Source organism: Cupriavidus necator, from assembly GCF_016127575.1.
GTDB lineage: Bacteria > Pseudomonadota > Gammaproteobacteria > Burkholderiales > Burkholderiaceae > Cupriavidus > Cupriavidus necator_D.
In genome coordinates this window covers 1,082,768-1,100,664 of record NZ_CP066018.1, presented here as the reverse complement: position 1 = coordinate 1,100,664, position 17,897 = coordinate 1,082,768, and the positions used below count along the sequence as shown (strand labels likewise).

At 67.1% G+C, this 17,897-nt stretch carries 16 protein-coding genes and 1 pseudogene; 12 read left to right on the top strand and 5 right to left on the bottom strand.

All coding sequences use genetic code 11. The features are described 5' to 3' along the window. Window positions 1-137: 137 nt before the first annotated feature. The gene (locus tag I6H87_RS05060; protein WP_010814397.1) at window positions 138-1,817 is read left to right on the top strand and encodes a Na/Pi cotransporter family protein; all 1,680 of its coding nucleotides are present in this window, start codon (window positions 138-140) and stop codon (window positions 1,815-1,817) included. 9 nt (window positions 1,818-1,826) lie between these two features. On the opposite strand, the gene I6H87_RS05055 is transcribed toward I6H87_RS05060, so the two are convergent. Then, complete coding sequence (locus tag I6H87_RS05055) at window positions 1,827-2,312, bottom strand: adenosine-specific kinase (protein WP_010814398.1); 486 nt, start codon at window positions 2,310-2,312, stop codon at window positions 1,827-1,829. A 142-nt stretch (window positions 2,313-2,454) separates the two neighbouring features. On the opposite strand from I6H87_RS05055, the gene I6H87_RS05050 reads away from it, so the two are divergent. Further along, complete coding sequence (locus I6H87_RS05050; protein WP_010814399.1) at window positions 2,455-3,048, top strand: histidine phosphatase family protein; 594 nt, start codon at window positions 2,455-2,457, stop codon at window positions 3,046-3,048. A gap of 125 nt (window positions 3,049-3,173) precedes the next feature. On the opposite strand, the gene uvrA is transcribed toward I6H87_RS05050, so the two are convergent. Beyond that, window positions 3,174-6,035, bottom strand: coding sequence for an excinuclease ABC subunit UvrA (gene uvrA, locus I6H87_RS05045; protein WP_010814400.1), 2,862 nt, complete (start codon window positions 6,033-6,035; stop codon window positions 3,174-3,176). Window positions 6,036-6,401: 366 nt separating this feature from the next. Between uvrA and I6H87_RS05040 the strand changes: the two genes are divergently transcribed. The 5 genes from I6H87_RS05040 to I6H87_RS05020 all read left to right on the top strand — a co-directional run bounded on the left by I6H87_RS05040 (window position 6,402) and on the right by I6H87_RS05020 (window position 11,554). Next, entirely contained in the window at window positions 6,402-7,652 is a 1,251-nt protein-coding gene (locus I6H87_RS05040) for an MFS transporter (protein WP_011614491.1), read from the top strand. Between the two features lie 182 nt (window positions 7,653-7,834). Next, window positions 7,835-8,374, top strand: a complete 540-nt coding sequence (locus tag I6H87_RS05035; RefSeq protein ID WP_011614492.1) for a single-stranded DNA-binding protein — start codon at window positions 7,835-7,837, stop codon at window positions 8,372-8,374. A 202-nt stretch (window positions 8,375-8,576) separates the two neighbouring features. Further along, window positions 8,577-9,620, top strand: a complete 1,044-nt coding sequence (locus I6H87_RS05030; RefSeq protein WP_231881377.1) for a porin — start codon at window positions 8,577-8,579, stop codon at window positions 9,618-9,620. A 15-nt stretch (window positions 9,621-9,635) separates the two neighbouring features. Next, a complete protein-coding gene (locus tag I6H87_RS05025) occupies window positions 9,636-10,622 on the top strand; it encodes a Bug family tripartite tricarboxylate transporter substrate binding protein (RefSeq protein WP_011614494.1) in 987 nt (328 codons plus the stop codon). Continuing rightward, window positions 10,619-11,554, top strand: coding sequence for a BMP family lipoprotein (locus tag I6H87_RS05020; RefSeq protein ID WP_011614495.1), 936 nt, complete (start codon window positions 10,619-10,621; stop codon window positions 11,552-11,554). The genes I6H87_RS05025 and I6H87_RS05020 overlap by 4 nt, the downstream gene beginning before the upstream one ends. Window positions 11,555-11,581: 27 nt before the next feature. On the opposite strand, the gene I6H87_RS05015 is transcribed toward I6H87_RS05020, so the two are convergent. Beyond that, window positions 11,582-12,754: a GGDEF domain-containing protein gene (locus I6H87_RS05015; protein ID WP_011614496.1), complete on the bottom strand. Its 1,173-nt coding sequence runs from the start codon at window positions 12,752-12,754 to the stop codon at window positions 11,582-11,584. A 397-nt stretch (window positions 12,755-13,151) separates the two neighbouring features. Here I6H87_RS05015 and I6H87_RS05010 point away from each other — a divergent pair, with 397 nt between their 5' ends. After that, complete coding sequence (locus tag I6H87_RS05010) at window positions 13,152-13,490, top strand: RcnB family protein (RefSeq protein WP_011614497.1); 339 nt, start codon at window positions 13,152-13,154, stop codon at window positions 13,488-13,490. An 85-nt stretch (window positions 13,491-13,575) separates the two neighbouring features. Here the strand turns inward: I6H87_RS05010 and I6H87_RS05005 are convergent, their stop codons facing one another. Next, window positions 13,576-13,869 (bottom strand): PA2433 domain-containing protein, encoded by a 294-nt coding sequence (locus I6H87_RS05005; protein WP_011614498.1) that lies wholly within the window; start codon window positions 13,867-13,869, stop codon window positions 13,576-13,578. A 473-nt stretch (window positions 13,870-14,342) separates the two neighbouring features. Here I6H87_RS05005 and I6H87_RS05000 point away from each other — a divergent pair, with 473 nt between their 5' ends. From I6H87_RS05000 to I6H87_RS04985, 4 genes and pseudogenes are all read left to right on the top strand, one after another. Next, window positions 14,343-15,314 carry a collagen-like domain-containing protein gene (locus tag I6H87_RS05000; protein WP_011614499.1) on the top strand — a complete coding sequence of 324 codons (972 nt, stop codon included), beginning with the start codon at window positions 14,343-14,345 and terminating at the stop codon, window positions 15,312-15,314. 179 nt (window positions 15,315-15,493) lie between these two features. After that, window positions 15,494-15,994: a potassium transporter Kef gene (locus tag I6H87_RS04995; RefSeq protein WP_010814410.1), complete on the top strand. Its 501-nt coding sequence runs from the start codon at window positions 15,494-15,496 to the stop codon at window positions 15,992-15,994. A 117-nt stretch (window positions 15,995-16,111) separates the two neighbouring features. Further along, window positions 16,112-16,312, top strand: a pseudogene (locus tag I6H87_RS04990) (DUF308 domain-containing protein); the annotation flags it as partial. Between the two features lie 118 nt (window positions 16,313-16,430). Continuing rightward, window positions 16,431-16,781, top strand: coding sequence for a hypothetical protein (locus tag I6H87_RS04985; protein ID WP_011614501.1), 351 nt, complete (start codon window positions 16,431-16,433; stop codon window positions 16,779-16,781). A 23-nt stretch (window positions 16,782-16,804) separates the two neighbouring features. On the opposite strand, the gene I6H87_RS04980 is transcribed toward I6H87_RS04985, so the two are convergent. Continuing rightward, complete coding sequence (locus I6H87_RS04980; protein ID WP_011614502.1) at window positions 16,805-17,713, bottom strand: MurR/RpiR family transcriptional regulator; 909 nt, start codon at window positions 17,711-17,713, stop codon at window positions 16,805-16,807. Window positions 17,714-17,897 lie beyond the last annotated feature (184 nt).

Sequence of the window (17,897 nt, the reverse complement as noted above, 5' to 3'; positions counted from 1 at the left end):
GTTGCCCATTGTCCGCGCGCCGCGCCCATGCCGTTGCCGCTGTCGGGTGACGGGCGCATAATGCCTCATTGACAACTACACGATGACCGGGCCTAGCCTCCAGGGTTTTGTCGGCACTGGTCACACAAAGGCGCACCATGGGCGTACTCCTTCACCTGCTATCAGGCGTTGCCCTGCTCGTCTGGGGCACCAACATCGTCAAGGTCGGCATCCTGCGCGTCTACGGCGCGAACCTGCGCCATGTCCTGTCGACCAGCGTCTCCAACCGCTTCACCGCCTTCCTTGCCGGGCTCGGCGTCACCGGGCTGGTCCAGAGCAGCAATGCCACCGCGGTCATCGTCAGCTCCTTCGTCGGCCAGGGCCTGATCGCCGTGGCACCGGCGCTGGCCATCATGCTCGGCGCCAACGTCGGCACCGCGCTGATGGTGCAGGTGTTCTCGCTGGACCTGTCCTGGCTGTCGCCGCTGCTGATCTTTGTCGGCGTGATCTGCCATCTGACCTGGAAGGGCAGCAGGGCCGGCCACGTCGGCCGCGTGCTGATCGGCCTGGGCCTGATCACGCTGGCGCTCGAGCTGATCTCCATCGCCACCCGTCCCGTGGTGCAGGCTGCCGGCGTCAAGGTCTTGTTCGCCTCGCTGACCGGCGACGCGGGGCTGGACATGCTGGTCGGCGCCTTCCTGACCATCCTGTGCTATTCCAGCCTGGCCGTGGTGCTGTTCTGCGGCGCGCTGGCCTCGGCCGGCGTGGTGTCGATCCACGTGGCGCTGGCGCTGGTGCTGGGGGCCAACCTGGGTTCGGGCATCTCGGCGCTGCTGACCACCTCGGGCAACAACCAGCCGGGCAAACGCGTGACGCTGGGCAACCTGCTGTCGCGCCTGCTGGGCTGTCTGGTGGCGCTGCCGCTGCTGGGCCAGGCCGAGGAGCTGCTGGCGCTGCTGGACCATGACCCGCAACGGCTGATCGTCAATTTCCATCTGCTGTTCAACGTCGCGCTGGCGGTGCTGCTGCTGGGCGCCACCGCGCCGCTGGCGCGGCTGTGCGAGAAGGTACTGCCCGGGCGCAACACCGGCGACAGCCAGGTCACGCCGCGCCACCTCGATACGGCCGCGCTGTCCACGCCAACGCTGGCGCTGGCCAACGCCGCGCGCGAAGTGCTGCGCATCGGCGACCGCGTCGAGCAGATGCTGGACAACATGCTGCGCGTGCTGCGCACCAACGACGCCAAGCTGGCCGACGCCACCTGCCGCATCGACAACGAGGTGGATGACCTCTACACCGCGATCAAGCTCTACCTGACGCGCATCAGCCTGGAAGCGCTGGACGAGCGCGACGGCCAGCGCTGGACCGAGATCATCTCGCTCACCATCAACCTGGAACACGCGGGCGACATCATCGAGCGCATCCTGCTCGATACCAAGGACAAGAAGATCGCCCACAACCTGATGTTCTCGGAGGCGGGAATGCAGGAAATCGCCGAGATGCACGCGCGCCTGGTCGCCAATCTGCGGCTGGGCCTGTCGGTGTTTCTCAACGGCGACCTCAAGAGCGCCCAGGCGCTGATGGCGGAAAAAGCGAACTTCCGCGAGCTGGAGCGCAAGTACGCGCGCACCCACCTGCAGCGCGTGGCGGTGCAGACCGCCGAGAGCATCGAGACCAGCTCATTGCACCTGGATGTGATCAGCGAGCTCAAACGGCTGAATTCGCTGTTCTGTGCGACGGCTTATCCGGTGCTGGAGCAGGCTGGGGTGCTCAACCGCAGCCGGATGAAGGAAGACGATGTGCCGGCGGTGCCGGCGGTGCAGGCAGCGCAGCACTGAGCGGCGACGCTAGAGCTTGTAGCCGAACTTCCGCAACAGCGCCTTGCGCTCGGCCACATCGGCATCGGTCTCGATCCCCAGCGGCGAGGCACCATCGATCACGCCCACCACGCCGCGTCCGGCATCGGTCTGGGCGATGATCACCTCGGTCGGGTTGGCCGTTGCGCAGAAGATGCGGCACACCTCCGGCACTGCCCGCACCGCGGCCAGCACGTTGACCGGAAAGAACCCGTCGCCGAGGAAGATCACGAAGGTATGCCCGGCGCCGATGGCGCGGGCGTTCTCGCAGGCCAGGTCGATCAGGTCTTCATCTGTGCCCGACCAACGCACCAGGCGCTTGCCCGAGGCCTCGCAGAACGCCAGCCCGAAGAGGATGCCCGGCACCGTGCCGACCAGCGCCTCGTGCAGGTCTTCCACGGTCTTGATGAAATGCGAATGGCCGAAGATGAAGTTGGTGGCTTCCGGCTTGGTGACCGGTACGACCGTCAGTTCCATGGCTGGCTCCAGAATGGCGGCGCGGCTTGCCGCCATCCGGTTCATGGTAGGGCGCGGGGTGGTGAATGCAAGCGGGCAGGGATCCTCGCATGGCACGCGTACCTGCTATACCGGATGGACTGGCCCGTCACCGGAGACGCCGATGCCGCTTCTTCGCCTCTTCCTCGCATGGCTTGCCATGGCGCCGTGCGTGGCCGCCGCCCAGGTCGTTCCGGCATCACAGGGCGAAATCGCCGTCAGTGAACTGAAGCGCCCCAATGTCGTCGTCGTGCTGCGGCATGCGAGTGCGCCGGGGGTCGGCGATCCGCCGGGCTTCAAGCTGGACGACTGTTCGACCCAGCGCAACCTGGACGCGAACGGCCGGCAGCAGGCGGCGAGGCTCGGTAGCAGCTGGAAGGCGGCGGGCTTCCGGCCGACGCGGGTCTACAGCAGCGCCTGGTGCCGCTGCCAGGACACCGCCCGCCTGATCGACCTGGGTCCGGTGCGGGTCCAGCCATTGCTCAATTCATTTTTTGGCGCGGATGCACAGCGCCGGGAAGCGCAGACCGCGCAGCTTTCGCGCTTTATCGACGGGCTCGATCCGCGCGGCGGGCCTTACCTGCTGGTCACGCACCAGGTGGTGATCACCGCGCTGAGCGGCCACGGCGCAGACAGCGGTGGCGGCGTCGCGATCGAACTGCAGCCGGGCGGAGCGCCGCGCCGCGCGCGGGTGCTGCCCAACGCCGGGCTGGACTGAAGGGGCAGGCCCGCCTCAGCAGCGGCAAGCTCACCTCATCTTGATACACCTCAACTTGTGCAATCGCTTGCGTAAGCGAGTCGCGACAATTCTTCCCGGGCCTGTATCCGAAAATTCCTAAGGCCTTACCGCTCCAGCAATGGCTTCAGATACTTGCCCGTAAAGCTCGCCTTGCTCCTGGCCACATCCTCCGGCGTGCCGCGCGCGATCACCTGGCCGCCACCGGCGCCGCCTTCCGGCCCCATGTCGATCAGCCAGTCCGCGGTCTTGATGACATCGAGGTTGTGTTCGATGATGACCACGGTATTGCCCTGGTCGCGCAGCTTGTGGATGACCTTGAGCAGCAGCTCGATATCGTGGAAGTGCAGCCCGGTGGTGGGCTCGTCCAGGATATAGAGCGTGCGCCCGGTGTCGCGCTTGGACAGCTCCAGCGACAGCTTGACGCGCTGCGCCTCGCCGCCCGACAGCGTGGTCGCCGACTGGCCCAGCCGGATATAGCCCAGGCCCACGTCCAGCAGCGTCTGCAGCTTGCGCCGCACCACCGGCACCGCGCTGAAGAACTCGTGCGCCTGCTCGACGGTCAGGTCCAGCACCTCGGAGATGTTCTTGCCCTTGTACAGGACTTCCAGCGTCTCGCGGTTGTAGCGCTTGCCGTGGCAGACATCGCACGGCACATAGACGTCGGGCAGGAAGTGCATCTCGACCTTGAGCACGCCGTCGCCCTGGCACGATTCGCAGCGCCCGCCCTTGACGTTGAACGAGAAGCGGCCCGGGTCGTAGCCGCGCTCCTTTGCCGACGGCACGCCGGCGAACAGTTCGCGGATGGGCGTGAACAGGCCCGTATAGGTGGCCGGATTGGAACGCGGCGTGCGTCCGATCGGGCTCTGGTCGACGTTGATGACCTTGTCGAAATGCTCGAGCCCCTCGATGCGGTCGTGCGGCGCCGGCTCCGGCGTCGAGCCGTACAGGTGGCGCGCCACCGCATGGTAGAGCGTGTCGTTGATCAGCGTCGACTTGCCCGAGCCGGACACGCCGGTGATGCAGGTCAGCAGGCCCACCGGCACTTCGGCGGTGACGTTGCGCAGGTTGTTGCCGCTGGCGTTGACGATGCGCAGCAGGCGCTCATCGTCGGGCGCGGCGCGCTCCTTCGGCACCTCGATGCGGCGCTGGCCGGACAGGTACTGGCCGGTCAGCGATGCCGGCGACTCCTCGATCTGCCGCGGCGTGCCCTCGGCCACGATCATGCCGCCGTGCACGCCGGCGCCCGGGCCGATGTCGACCACGTAATCGCAGGCGCGGATCATGTCCTCGTCGTGCTCGACCACCAGCACCGAGTTGCCGATGTCGCGCAGGTGCTTGAGCGTGCCGATCAGACGGTCGTTGTCGCGCTGGTGCAGGCCGATCGAGGGCTCGTCCAGCACATACATCACGCCGGTCAGACCCGAGCCGATCTGCGACGCCAGCCGGATGCGCTGGGCCTCGCCGCCCGACAGCGTATCGGCGCTGCGCTCCAGTGACAGGTAGTCCAGCCCGACGTTGTTCAGGAAGTTCAGCCGCGCCGAGATCTCCTTGATGATCTTGTCGCCGATCTCGCGTTTGGCGCCGTGCATGTCCAGCGTCAGGAAGTAGGTCAGCGCGTCGCGCAGCGGCCAGCCGTTGATCTCGAAGATCGCGCGTGCCTGCTCGCCCTCGCCCAGCTTGACGTGGCGCGCCTCGGTGCGCAGGCGGGTGCCTTGGCAGGCGGGGCAGGGCTGGTTGTTCTGGTACTTGGCCAGTTCCTCGCGCACGGCGACCGAATCGGTTTCGCGGTAGCGGCGCTCCAGGTTGGGGATGATCCCTTCGAACACATGCTCGCGCACGGTGGTGCGGCCGCGTTCGTTGATATAGGTGAACGGGATTTCCTGCTCGCCCGAGCCGTGCAGCACCGACTGCTGCACGTTTTCCGGCAACTCCTCGAACGGGGTCTCGGTGTCGAAGTCGTAGTACGCTGCCAGGCCTTGCAGCATCTGGAAGTAGAACTGGTTGCGGCGGTCCCAGCCCTTGATCGCGCCCGAGGCCAGCGACAGGTTGGGGAAGGCCACCACGCGCTTGGGATCGAAGAAGGTGATCTGGCCCAGCCCGTCGCAGCTAGGGCAGGCGCCCATCGGGTTGTTGAACGAGAACAGCCGCGGCTCCAGCTCCTGCAGCGAGTACGAGCAGATCGGGCAGGCAAACTTGGAGCTGAACATATGCTCCTTGCCGCTGTCGAGTTCCAGCGCAAGCGCGCGGCCATCGGCTAGGCGCAACGCGGTCTCGAACGATTCGGCCAGGCGCTGCTTGATGTCGGCGCGCACCTTGACGCGGTCCACCACCACTTCAATGGTGTGCTTCTCGGTCTTCTTCAGTTTCGGCAGCGCATCGACCTCATAGACCTTGGCCTCGGCCTCGTGCGCGGTGCCGCCGCCCGAGCGGATGCGAAAGCGCACGAAGCCCTGCGCCTGCATGCTGTCGAACAGGTCCGAATGCTCGCCCTTGCGGTCGGCCACCACTGGCGCCAGGATCATCAGCTTGGTGTCCTCGGGCAGCGCCAGCGCGGCGTCCACCATCTGCGACACGCTCTGCGCTTGCAGCGGCAGGTTGTGGTCGGGGCAGTAGGGCGTGCCGGCGCGGGCGTACAGCAGGCGCAGGTAGTCGTGGATCTCGGTGACGGTGCCGACAGTCGAACGCGGGTTGTGGCTGGTGGCCTTCTGCTCGATCGAGATCGCCGGCGACAGGCCTTCGATCAGGTCCACGTCCGGCTTTTCCATCAGCTGCAGGAACTGGCGGGCATAGGCGGACAGAGACTCCACGTAGCGGCGCTGGCCCTCGGCATAGAGCGTGTCGAAGGCAAGCGAGGACTTGCCCGAGCCCGACAGGCCGGTGATCACGATCAGCCGGTTGCGCGGCAGGTCGAGATTGATGTTCTTCAGGTTGTGGGTACGCGCCCCACGGATCTTGATTTCTTCCATATGCCGAAAAGTCGTCGCCAGACAGGCCGCCCTGCCGGGGTTGGCAAGGCTGTCTGAAGGAATCGCAAAACCCAGAAACAAGTACCGTATTTGGCACTTCCGACCGCTGGCGACGGCCGGAATGCGCGCCCGGGCACACGCCCGGGGGCCAGCTGGCATGGCCAGGTGACCCGGGAAGCGCGAAGGAGCAAACCTGTTAATATACCCAACTTCGGTTTCCGGGGTGGCCCGCGCCATGCAGGCGCCCGGCGAAGCCGCCGCCGGCCCCGGGTTCCGGGCGGCAACTTCCCCCCGCGATCCCGATCGAAACTGCCGTTGCGATGCACCGGCAGCCAGCCTGACAGATTCCACGATCCCACGATCGCAATGCCGTCGATCCAGTCTTCTTCCCCGGGTGCGGGTGCCGCTGACGCATCCCAGGCCCCCGCCCGCGAACGCATGACCCGCGCCGAGCTGCGCGCCGCCGTGTCGCTGGCCAGCATCTTCGCGCTGCGCATGCTGGGCCTGTTCCTGATCCTGCCCGTCTTTGCCGAATACGCGCACAGCCTGCCCGACGGGCACGACGCCCAGCGCGTGGGCCTGGCCATGGGCATCTATGGCCTGATGCAGGCATTCCTGCACATCCCGCTGGGCTGGCTGTCCGACCGCATCGGGCGCAAGCCGGTGATGGTGGCCGGGCTGCTGCTGTTCATCGCCGGCGGGCTGGTGGCCGCCTTTTCCGACACGCTCAGCGGCATCATCGCCGGCCGCGCGCTGCAGGGCACGGGCGCGATCTCCGCGGCCATCACTGCCTGCATCGCCGACCTGACGCGCGAACGGCATCGCACCAAGGCGATGGCGATGGTGGGCGGCAGCATCGGCCTGACCTTCGCGCTGTCGCTGGTGATTGCCTCGCCGCTGCTGCACAGCATCGGCATGTCCGGCATCTTCGGGCTGATGTCGGTGCTGGGGCTGGTGGCCATCGGCGTGACGCTGTTCCTGGTGCCGACCCCGCCGCCGCCGCATCCGGTGCGCCTGCCGTTCCGCAAGGTGCTGCTCAACGCCGACCTGGCGCGCCTGAACGTCGGCGTGCTGGCGCTGCACGCTTCCCAGGTGGCCATGTTCATGGTGGTGCCCACCATGCTGGCCGATGCCGGCATGCCGCTGGACCAGCACTGGAAGGTCTACCTGCCGGTGGTGCTGGTGTCCTTCGTGCTGATGCTGGGCCCGATGATGGCGGCCGAGCGCTACGGCCGCGTGCGCCCGGTGCTGCTGGGCGCGGTCGCGCTGATGACCGCGGTGCAGCTGCTGTTTGCCGCCGTGCACGGGCTGTGGGCCATCGTCGGCGTGCTGCTGCTCTTCTTCGTCGCGTTCAACGTGCTGGAAGCGATGCAGCCTTCGCTGGTGTCGCGCTACGCCGCGGCCGCGCGCGGGGCGGCGCTGGGCGTCTACAACACCACGCAGGCGCTGGGCCTGTTCCTGGGCGGCGCGGCCGGTGGCTGGCTGCTCAAGCACGAGGGGCGCAGCGCCGTGTTCGTCGGTTGCGCGGTGGTGCTGTTGCTCTGGCTTATAATCGCCTGGAGCATGAAGGCGCCGCCGGCGCGCGGGCAGGAAGCTGCACCGGCAACGCCGGCCTGATCCGCATCACATCGTAAAGAATCCGGCCTGGAAAAGGCCTAGCATGATCGCGCCACCCGACGTCTGGCCGGGGGCGCGATGTTCGTTTACGTCGCCGCAGTATCGCGTCACACTACATCCGCTTTACCGTCATCGTATTGCCACGCTTTTCAACACAGCGCGTGGCTTTTGGAGAACATTTCATGGCATCGGTCAACAAAGTCATTCTCGTCGGCAACCTCGGCGCAGACCCGGAAACCCGCTACCTGCCCAGCGGCGACGCCGTGACCAATATCCGCCTGGCGACCACCGATCGCTACAAGGACAAGCAGAGCGGCGAGATGAAGGAGGCCACCGAATGGCACCGCGTCTCGTTCTTCGGCAAGATCGCCGAAATCGCCGGCCAGTACCTGCGCAAGGGATCGTCGGTCTATATCGAAGGCCGCATCCGCACCCGCAAGTGGCAGGACCAGTCGGGCCAGGACAAGTACTCCACTGAAATCGTTGCCGACCAGATGCAGATGCTGGGCTCGCGCCAGGGTGGTGGCGGCGGTGGCGGTGACGAAGGCGGCTACGGTGGCGGCGCAGGCGGCGGTGGTGGCTACAGCCGCGAAGCGTCGGGCGGCGGCTACGGCGGTGGCCGCGGCGGCCAGGGCGGCGGCCAGAGCGGTGGCGCTGCGCGCCGGCCGCAGCAGCCCGCCTCGAATGGTTTCGAGGATATGGACGACGATATCCCGTTCTGAGCACGGACTCGCTTCAAGCATCACCCCCGAAAGCCCGCATAAGCGGGCTTTTTTGTGTCCGCATTTTCCGCGCAAACCGCATTTCCTCATGCGCACACATTCGTATGCGGATGTGCGGCCACACCCTATATTTTGCATTCTTAATTTGTATGCAAACTGAGGGTGGTGCGTGAAGGTGGGGAACACAAGGCGCAGTCACGCCATGGCGCTTGCCGGCGTGCTGGCGGGGGCGAGCTGCGGCGTTACGCAGCAGGCGCAGGCGCAATCAGTATCGACTTCCATATCGGTCTACGGCCTGATCGACACCATGGTCCGCTACTCGGACAACAACCGCGGGGACGAGCGCCTGGCTGAACTGAGCGAGGGCTACTTCAGCGGTTCGCGCTGGGGCGCGCGCGGCAATGAGGCGCTGGGTGCGGGATGGTCGGCGCTGTTCAACCTGGAAAGCGGCTTCGACCTGGCCTCGGGTACTTCGCTGCAAGGCACCGCGGCGTCGAACTACGGACAGGTTGGCACGCAGGGTACAGGCCGGCTGTTCGGCCGGCAGTCTTACCTGGGGATCGAGCACCAGGCGTGGGGGAAGCTGACGTTCGGACGCCAGTTCACCACGGCCTATGACGCGACCTTCCGCTTCCAGCCCTATGGCCATCCCAATCTCGATGCGGTGGCCATTCTTAACGGCTATACCGGTCCGCGGCAAGACAACATGGCGAAGTACGCGGGCAGGTGGGGCGCGTTCTCGGCGGCGGCGCACTATACCTTCGGCGAAGTGCCGGGCGATGCGGCGGCCAGCAGCAGCCGGGGGCTGGCGCTGGCCTGGACCACGGCACGGATCGACATTGGTGCCCTGTTCCAGAGCACCAATGCGCTGGCCACCGAAGAGAAGCGCACGATCTGGGGCATCGGCGGCAGCAGCCAGCTGGGGCGTGTCAAGCTGGCGCTCGGCTACCTGGACAACCGCTACCACCTGAGCCCGACCCGCAACCATGTGCTGACCGGCGGCGCCACGGTGCAGGCAACGCCCGCGCTGGCGGTGTCGCTGGCGGCCGGCTATGACCGGCAGAGCGCCGCCAGCGGCCACCGGCTGATGCTGACCAGCGTGGCGGAGTACAGCTTGTCCAGACGCACCAGCGTCTATGCGGAAGCCGATTTCAACCGCATCAGCGGCAGCTATGCGCTGCCCGCCTTCATGGGCGTGCGTGGCAACAAGTTCGGCGGCGGCGTCGGCCTGCGCCATCGCCTGTAAAGCCGGAGGGCCACCGTGATTTCGAGAAGACAGTTCCTTGCCGCGGCGCTGGCCGCGCCGGCATTGCCGGGGATGCCGGCGCGCGCGGACAGCGGCGCCGCGGCATGGCCGCGCCATCCGGTGCGGCTGGTGGTGACTTTCCCGCCGGGCGGGTCCAGCGACATCGTGGCGCGGCTGCTGGCACCGGTGCTGCAGGAAAAGCTGGGGCAGCCATTCGTGACCGACAACCGGCCGGGGGCGGGATCGACGATTGGCGCGGCTGCGGTCGCCGCGGCGCCCAATGACGGCTACACGCTGCTGATGTCGAACTCGGCGGCGCTGAGCATCTCGCCGTTCCTGCTCAGGCGGCCCGCCTACGACCCGGTACGCAGCTTCACGCACGTGCATTACATCGGCGCGGTGCCGACCGTCTTTGCCGTGCATCCGTCGGTGCCGGCGCGCAACCTCGCGGAGCTGGCGGCGTGGATCCGCGCGCAGCGCGAGCCGGTGCCGTTCGGCAGCGGCGGGGCGGCGTCGGTGGCGCATATCGTCGGCGAGCTGTTTGGCCAGCAGGCGGGGTTGCGGCTGACCCATGTGCCATACAAGGGCGCGGGTCCGATGCGCGCCGACCTGCTCGGCGGACAGATCCCGTTTGCGGTGGATGCCCTGCCGCAGAACCTGCCGTTGCTGCAGTCCGGCGCCTTGCGCCTGCTGGCGGTGACCTCGGCGCAACGCGTGCCGCAGGCGCCCCAGCTGCCCACCGTGGCGCAAGCCGGCTATCCCGGCCTGGTGGCCGAAAACTTCGTCGGCGTCTCCGCGCCGGCCAACCTGCCTGAGGACATCGTGCAACGCTTGCATCAACAACTGCAGGTCATCCTGCAACAACCGGCCCTGCGCGGCCGCCTGGAAGCCCAGGGCTTTGTGCTGGCCGAGCGCCGGCCCGATGAGTTTGCCGCCTACGTACGCCAGCAGGCGCAGGCCTGGGGTCCTGTGGTCGTGGCAACCGGGGCGACGCTGTCATGAGCGCGCGCATCCAGGTAGTGCTGTTCGGGCCCGAAGGACGCGGCAGCTTCAATGAAGCCGGGCATGCCGGCGCCATGCGCGCACGCAATGCCGGCCACGACGTGGCGGTGACGTGGATTGCCGATCCGGATCCGCAGGCGCGCGCAGCAGCGCTGCTGGCGCTGTGCCAGACCGGCCCGGACCTGATCGTTGCGCATGGCGGACAGGGGGACTATCCCGTTTCTGTTGCCGCGGCTCGCCATCCCGCCCGGCGCTTCGTGGTCACGCAGGGCAGCGTGCTGTGCGCCAACACCGCGAGCTATGAGGTGCTGCAGGAACAGTCCGCCTTCCTTGCCGGCGTGCTGGCGGCGACGGATTCGCGCACCGGCGTGGTCGCCCATTTGTCGGGCGAAAAGGTGCGCCCCGGGCTGAAGGGGCGCGCGGCGTTTCTCCATGGCGTGCGCAGCGTAGTGCCTGGCCTGCCGGCACTCACGACCTTCTGCGGCAACCAGCACGATCCGGCGTTGGCCGGCGACGCGGTTGCCGCGCAGGCCCGCGCCGGCGCAGATATCGTCTTTGCGATGATCGACGGCGGCCGCGACGGCGCCATCGCCGCCTGCCGTGCCGCGGGCATCCGCCAGATCGGCAACGTGGTCGACTGGACCAGCAGGCATCCCGATGTCTTCCTGGCTTCCGCGGTGGCCGACAGCGGCTTGTGCGTCGAGCAGGCGATCGGGGATTTCGAACGGGACCAAATTGCGTGGGGAACCACCCGCAGCTTCGGGCTGGAAGCGCCGGCGGCCGTCCGCCTTGCCCTGGGCCGCGATGTCAGCCAGGCCGCGCGCGCGGCGCTCGACCACTGGAGCCAGCGGTTGCTCGATGGCGGCGTGTCCGTGGCGCAGAGCTATGACGGGCCGGAGTTTGCGGTGGTGGGCACGCCCACGGTTGCTTAGCCGCGCCGGACGGGAGGCACGGCAGCATCATGCCAGCACCGGCAAGCCGGCCTCCCGTTCCCACTCCACGCAATTCCTGCCCTTGTTCTTGGCCGCATACAGCACGTTATCCGCGCGCATCAGCAGGGCTTCCAGGTCTTCGCCGGGCCGCAGCGTGGCCACGCCAAAGCTGGCGGTCACCGTGTGCATGCCCGGCAGGACGTCCATTTCCGTGCTCTCCAGCGTCTGGCGCAAGCGTTCGGCCAGGTGCAAGGCTGCATCGGGCGGGGTATCGGGCAACAGCACGACGAACTCCTCGCCGCCCAGGCGCGCGGCGATATCGCGCCGCCGGATGCCGGCGGCGATGATCCGGCCGATTTGCGCCAGCACCGCGTCGCCGGCGCTGTGGCCGTAGTTGTCGTTGATGAACTTGAAGAAATCGAGATCGCACAGCAGCACGCTCAGCGGCTTGCCCTGAGGTGGCGGAATTTCCCGCGCGGCCAGCGCCTCCAGGCTGCGGCGCGTGTGCAGCTGCGTCAGCGGATCGGTGTCGCGTTCATGCCGCAGGCCGTCGATCACGTCCAGCGTGGTCGCCGCCAGCAGCGCCAACGCCAGCGTGAGCAGCAGCAATGCCATGGTGACCTGCAGCCACAGCCAGTAGGCCGAGCGGGTGAGGGCGGCAGCGTCCTGTCCGATGACCGGAGCAATGGTCAGCACCGTGCGCGGCAGGAAATGGAGGGCAAACAGCAGGAAGACCCAGAACAGCACCTGGTCCGCGGTGCTGCCTGTGCGCAGGCGGGCCAGCGGCGCGATGCCCAGCAGCAGGATCAGCGCGATGCCGATATTCAGGATGCAGATGCGGGCGACCAGCTGGGGTTGCATGAAATCAAACCAGGCAAGCGCAGCAAACAGGGCCAGCGGCAGCGACACCAGCGCGCAGGTATCGACGCGCGCGCCGATGCGCGCCAGCATGCCACGCAGCATCAGCACGGCGCTGCCCAGGTAGAGCGCACCGGTGACGGTGGCGTTGCCGCCGTCGTTGCGCGGCTGCCAGATGATCTGCAAGGTGATGGCAACCGCGTACAGCAAATAGCAGGCACCTAGCTCCAGCAGGTAGTGCCGCGTGCGCTCATGGTTCCAGGCCAGCAGGAAGCAGAGCGAAAGCAGGATGGCCATGGCGGGATTGACCAGGGCCAGGAATTGACCAGTATCGTGCAACACGGAGAGTCCCCAGTTTTTATGGTTCTCTGGCAGGGACGGGTGCCCGCGTGCGAAGCGCCGTGAACAGGGCGTAAGCCAGGGAACATCGAGGGCGGTACGCGCCCGCGGCGCGGGTCGCGGGGCCGCGGCCCGCTGACAGCTGAGTGGCGGCCGCCCGTAACAAATTGTTTCTGTCAGGACCCATTCTAGTCACGGGTGGCGTCGGCGGCTCCCCCCCAATGGGTGCCAACCGGCAAACAATTGTGAACAATCTGTCAGGGCGCGAATGCCCCGTCGGTCAAATCGAGCGCCAGCGCATGGACGGCGGATGCCGCAGTTGTCCGCATTTGTGACTAATCTGGTAGATGCTGTCCGGATCCTCCGGCAGTTCGGTTTTCCCGTACGCAAGGAGATCACGATGAAGACCAAGAAAGCGATGCCGGCACTGTTGCTGGCGGCAAGCGTGCTGGCGGCGCCGTTTGCGATGGCGCAGGGTGGTGCCAAGTCCAAGCCGATGGCAGATCCCATGGCCGCCTCCGCGCCGGCGGCGCAGAACTCGCCTTATATGCAGGTGCAGCAGTGGAAGAAGGGTGACCGGCTGCCCACCGAGTTCAGGGACCGCCAGTATGTGATCGACGACTACAAGCAATACAACCTGCCCGCGCCGCGCAAGGGCACGCGCTGGGTCGGGATTGGCGCGGAATATTACCTGGTGGCGCCCAACGGTGTGGTCCAGCAGGTTGGATCGGGGTCCTGACCCGGCCTGCTGCGGCGACGACCGCGGGAAAAATAAACAAAGCCGCCACGCCTGGGCGCGTGGCGGCTCTTCTTTGCGATCGGTCTCAGATACCCAGGATCTTTTTCGCTTCGAGCAGCGATTTCATCGATTCGTCATGCTTGCCGGCCTTGTGATAGGCCTCGCCGTCGGCGCGCAGCTTGGCAACCTTGGCGGAATTTTCCGGCGACAGCGCCGGCTTGGTCGACAGTTTGGCGTCGATGGCCTTCATCTCGTTGGGGCAGTTATGGGCCAGCGCCAGGCCGGGGGCGCTGGCCAGCAGCAGTGCCGTAAGGACTAGGACAGATTTGCGCACGATGGCCTCCGCGAGGACGCTGTTGGGATTTCCAGCATAGTCCATCGCCGCGCCATGCTGCGCATGGCCGTTTGCCGGTGCCGCGCATATTCCCCCACGAAGGGGTAAATGGCGATTATTCGTTTCTCCTTTTAACAGCCCGGAGCCACGCTATCCCATCCGCAACTCAACCGTTCGGGTGAGATATTGCCGGTATTTTCTGGCCGCACCGGCGCGCACGGATGCGGTCGTGTGGTGCTTGAATTCGCCCGCTCTGAATCGGGCCAGATGCCCGCCGTGTTACCGCCAGGTGCGGCAATCCGGGTATTTTCATAATTATTATCCCGAGTCATCCGGGATTTCAAACGGGCGTTGACGCTATTAGGGCGGGGCAGTTTTTCGCGGCTCCGGAAACGCGCTTCATTAATGAAACAGCCCGTGCAAATGCACGATTTACCGGAATCACCGCGATCTCTAGATTGAACTCACTCGGCACAGATCCGGGCATGCCATTCATGAGAAACCGGGGGGCTTCCATCGTGCAACGCATTGACCTGAAACTCGCGGCGATCCCGCTCGCCTGCCTCGCTATCCTGCTCGCAGGATGCGGTGGCGGTGGCGGCGATTCCGCGCCAGCCAGCGCCGCGCCATCCGCCAGCGCGGCCGGCCCGGCCGGCGCGAACGGCAAGACCATCCTGTCCGGCGCCAATGCGCCCGCGGCGGACGTTGGCACGGACGGCGACTTCTACCTCAATGCCTCGACCTCGACGCTCTACGGACCCAAGGCTGACGGGGCCTGGCCTGCCGGCGTGTCGCTGGTCGGCCCGCAAGGCGTGGCCGGGGCGCCCGGCGCCGTGCTGCTGCACGGCGCGGCAGATCCCACCGCTGCCGATGGCAGCAAAGGCAGCTTCTACCTCAATACGGCCACCAATACGCTGTTCGGCCCGAAGACGGCCGAGGGCTGGCCGGCCGGGGTCTCCGTGGTTGGCCTGACTGGCCCGGTCGGGGCGCAAGGTCCGCAGGGCGAGAAGGGCGAAAAGGGCGACACCGGCCCCCAGGGCCAGCAAGGAGAGACAGGCGCCGGCGCGACGATCTATACCGCCAACTTCGCTGTGTACGACTCGCCGGATGGCAATGGCACCTATGTCATGACCGGCACCGCGCTGGACCGGCAAAGCAACGATCCGAATTTCGGCGCTGTGATGCCGGTGGGCTGCAGCGGCGGCCTGACCCTGAACGCGAGCCTGGCGGGCCCGGTGCCCGATGACGAGGTCAAGTACACCCTGGCGGCATACCGTGTCGCCAGCGGCGCGGCGCTGGAAACGATCGCCCCGCTTGCCATCACCGATGCGTCCGCCTGTTCGCTCGGCGCCACCGTGCGGACCTGCTCGGCGCCGGCCACGACGGCGGTGGCGGCCAACGACATTGTCCAGGTGCAGGTCAGTGGCAACCGCAACTTCAAATGGGGCGGCGGGCTGTACGTCAACCTCTCCTGCAAGAGCAGCAGCTGATCCATGCGGCGGCCACCCGGCCGCCACCGACCCTCTGCCAGGGCTACGAGCACGGCCGCGCGCCCGCCGCGCCCGCTCCCTGGTTTTCCTGCACGCCTTCCAGTGATATTTTGGAGGGCGGCTTTTTTTTCCGCGCTGTTCCCGATCGTCCCGGACACCGACCAGGCCTGCCGCTGCGCATGGAAACTTCCGCCGAACACTATTCGCTGGCCCTGCTGTGCGCCGCCGTCCTGACCGTGACCGTGGTCGGCATCCACTACGAGGCACTGCGGCTGCTGTCAGCGATACACCCCCGGCGCTGGAGCGGGCGCATGAACATCGGCGTGCTGATCGTCTGCATCATCGTGGTCCATTGCCTGGAAGCGCTGGTGTTCGCGCTGGGTTTCTGGTTCGCCGACCAGGTGCTGGGCCTGGGCGGACTGACCGCGATGGGCGTTGCCGGCGTGTCCGGCGTCCACACGCAGCCAGGCGCGCTGGTCTACGCCTACTTTGCGCTGGAGACCTTCACCACGCAGAGCCTGGGCGACATCGTCCCGGTGGGCGCCAGCCGCCTGATCGCCAGCATCGAGCCGCTGGTCGGCCTGATCCTGATCGGCTGGTCCACCTCGTTCACCTATGTCATGATGCGCCGCGACTGGGAGCTCGAGCGGGACGAAGGAGGCGGGCGTCGCGCGCCCTAGCGGAATCTCCGCGCCACAGCTTGCTGTTGGCCGTATTGTCCTGTGGCCCAACCACGGGCCGCTCCCGCCGCCGGTCCGGCAACCGATACGGCTGCTGCCGCCGATGCGCCCGACATGACCATCTGGGACGGTCCGCCCGGACCCGGCGAGCACGCGCTGACCGTGCATGTCTGGACCCCGGTCGGGTCCGCCCGCGGCGAAGCGCGCCGCCAGCCGCTGGTCGACCGCTATATCGCCGCGGTGGACCGCGACGGCGTGATCTCCACCGGCCATGCAGCGCTGGAATCGCCCGAGGGCATCTATATCAGCCTGTACCCAGGCAGGCGCAGGTGGCATCGACGCCGCAAATGCCGGAAATGCCGGTAGTGTCAGACAGGCCGCGAACGATTAAGCTGGCAGCCTTTGCATAATTTCATCGAGCCACAGGAGAGAAGTCATGCCGAGCCAGCGAACCCTGACCCGCATTTCCGCCATCGCCGCCCTGGCGATGGCCTGCAGCGCGCATGCGCAGAGGCCGGACGGGGACAGCGCTGCCGCCGCCGCCATCAACGAAGCGGTGCAGCAGGGCACCACGCCCTACCGTCCCGACCCGGCCGCGACGCCGGGCAGCATCCAGTCGGACGAATGCCGCGCCCTGGCCGCGCAGATCGCCGAAGCACCCAAGCGCGAATACCGTGCCACCCAGCCGGCCATCGAGACCGCGCAGGGCCGCATGATTCCGGAACTGGAGCGTGACCGGCCGAAGAGGTCGCTGCAGCAGGCGTACCGGGAGAAGTGCACGCAGTAGTGATGAGTGACTGGGGGCCACCCTCACTCGCGCCCCGCCACCACATACGCCCCGGTCCGGTGCAGCTCGCCCTCGGCTTGTTCCAGCGCGCGGATCGCGCCCTTGCCCTTGCGCGCCAGCAGCTGCTCGACCAGGGCCTCGACCACGGCCACGCCGGCGGTGACTGATGGGAAGAACGACGGGCTTTCCACCGAGAACAGCAACGTGCAGTCCGCCGCCAGCGCGATCGGCGCGACCGTGCTGTCGGTCAGCGCGATCACCTTGCAGCCGCACTCGCGCGCGGCGGCGGCGACGCGGATGCTTTCCTGCGAGTAGGGGGCGAAGCTGACCACCAGCACCGCATCCTTGGGCGCCAGGCCACGCAGCTCCATCTCCAGCGTGCCGGCATCGGCGCGGATCAGGTGCACCGTGCTGCGGAACAGCCGGTAGACATAGTGGAAGGTGAACGCGATCGGAAAGCACGAGCGGAAACCCGCCACATGCACGCACGCCGCATGCGACAGCAGTTCCGCCGCTTGCTGCAGCGTCTTCTCGTTGTTGGCGGCGATCATGTCCAGGTTGTGGTGCTGCGCGTCCAGAATCTCGCCCAGCATGCGGCTGGAGCTGCTTTCACGCACCACCTTGCGCGCGCGGCGCGCGTACGGCTGGCTGCCGCCGCGCAGCGCATCGACGAACAGTTCACGCAGCCCCTGCCAGCCCTCGAAGCCGAGATGCTGCGACAGCCGCACCAGGGTGGCAGGCTGCACCCCGGCACTGGCCGCGATCTTGCGCATCGACAGCACCGGCACGTCCTGCGGATGGTCGAGCAGGTAGCGCGCGCCGCCCTGGAACTGCGTGCTGAGCGTGGGGAAGTTGCTGCGCAGCAGCGCCAGCAGGGCGTCCAGGTCCTGCGGCGGCGCTTGCGGCGATGGGGTAGGGCTGTCGGGCGGCATGGGCATTCCGGATTCGGTGTTTGTAACGATTGTTGCACAGGTGCGCCCGCGCGCGCATCGGGCCGGTCGAACAGGGCGGGTCAGGGTTCCCCCTCACTGACGGTTAACGTCTGCATATGCCTTGGCTGTATGTCCTGAGCAGGTCTCGTAACATCACTGTCTGTTCGCTACAACGCCGGTCGGC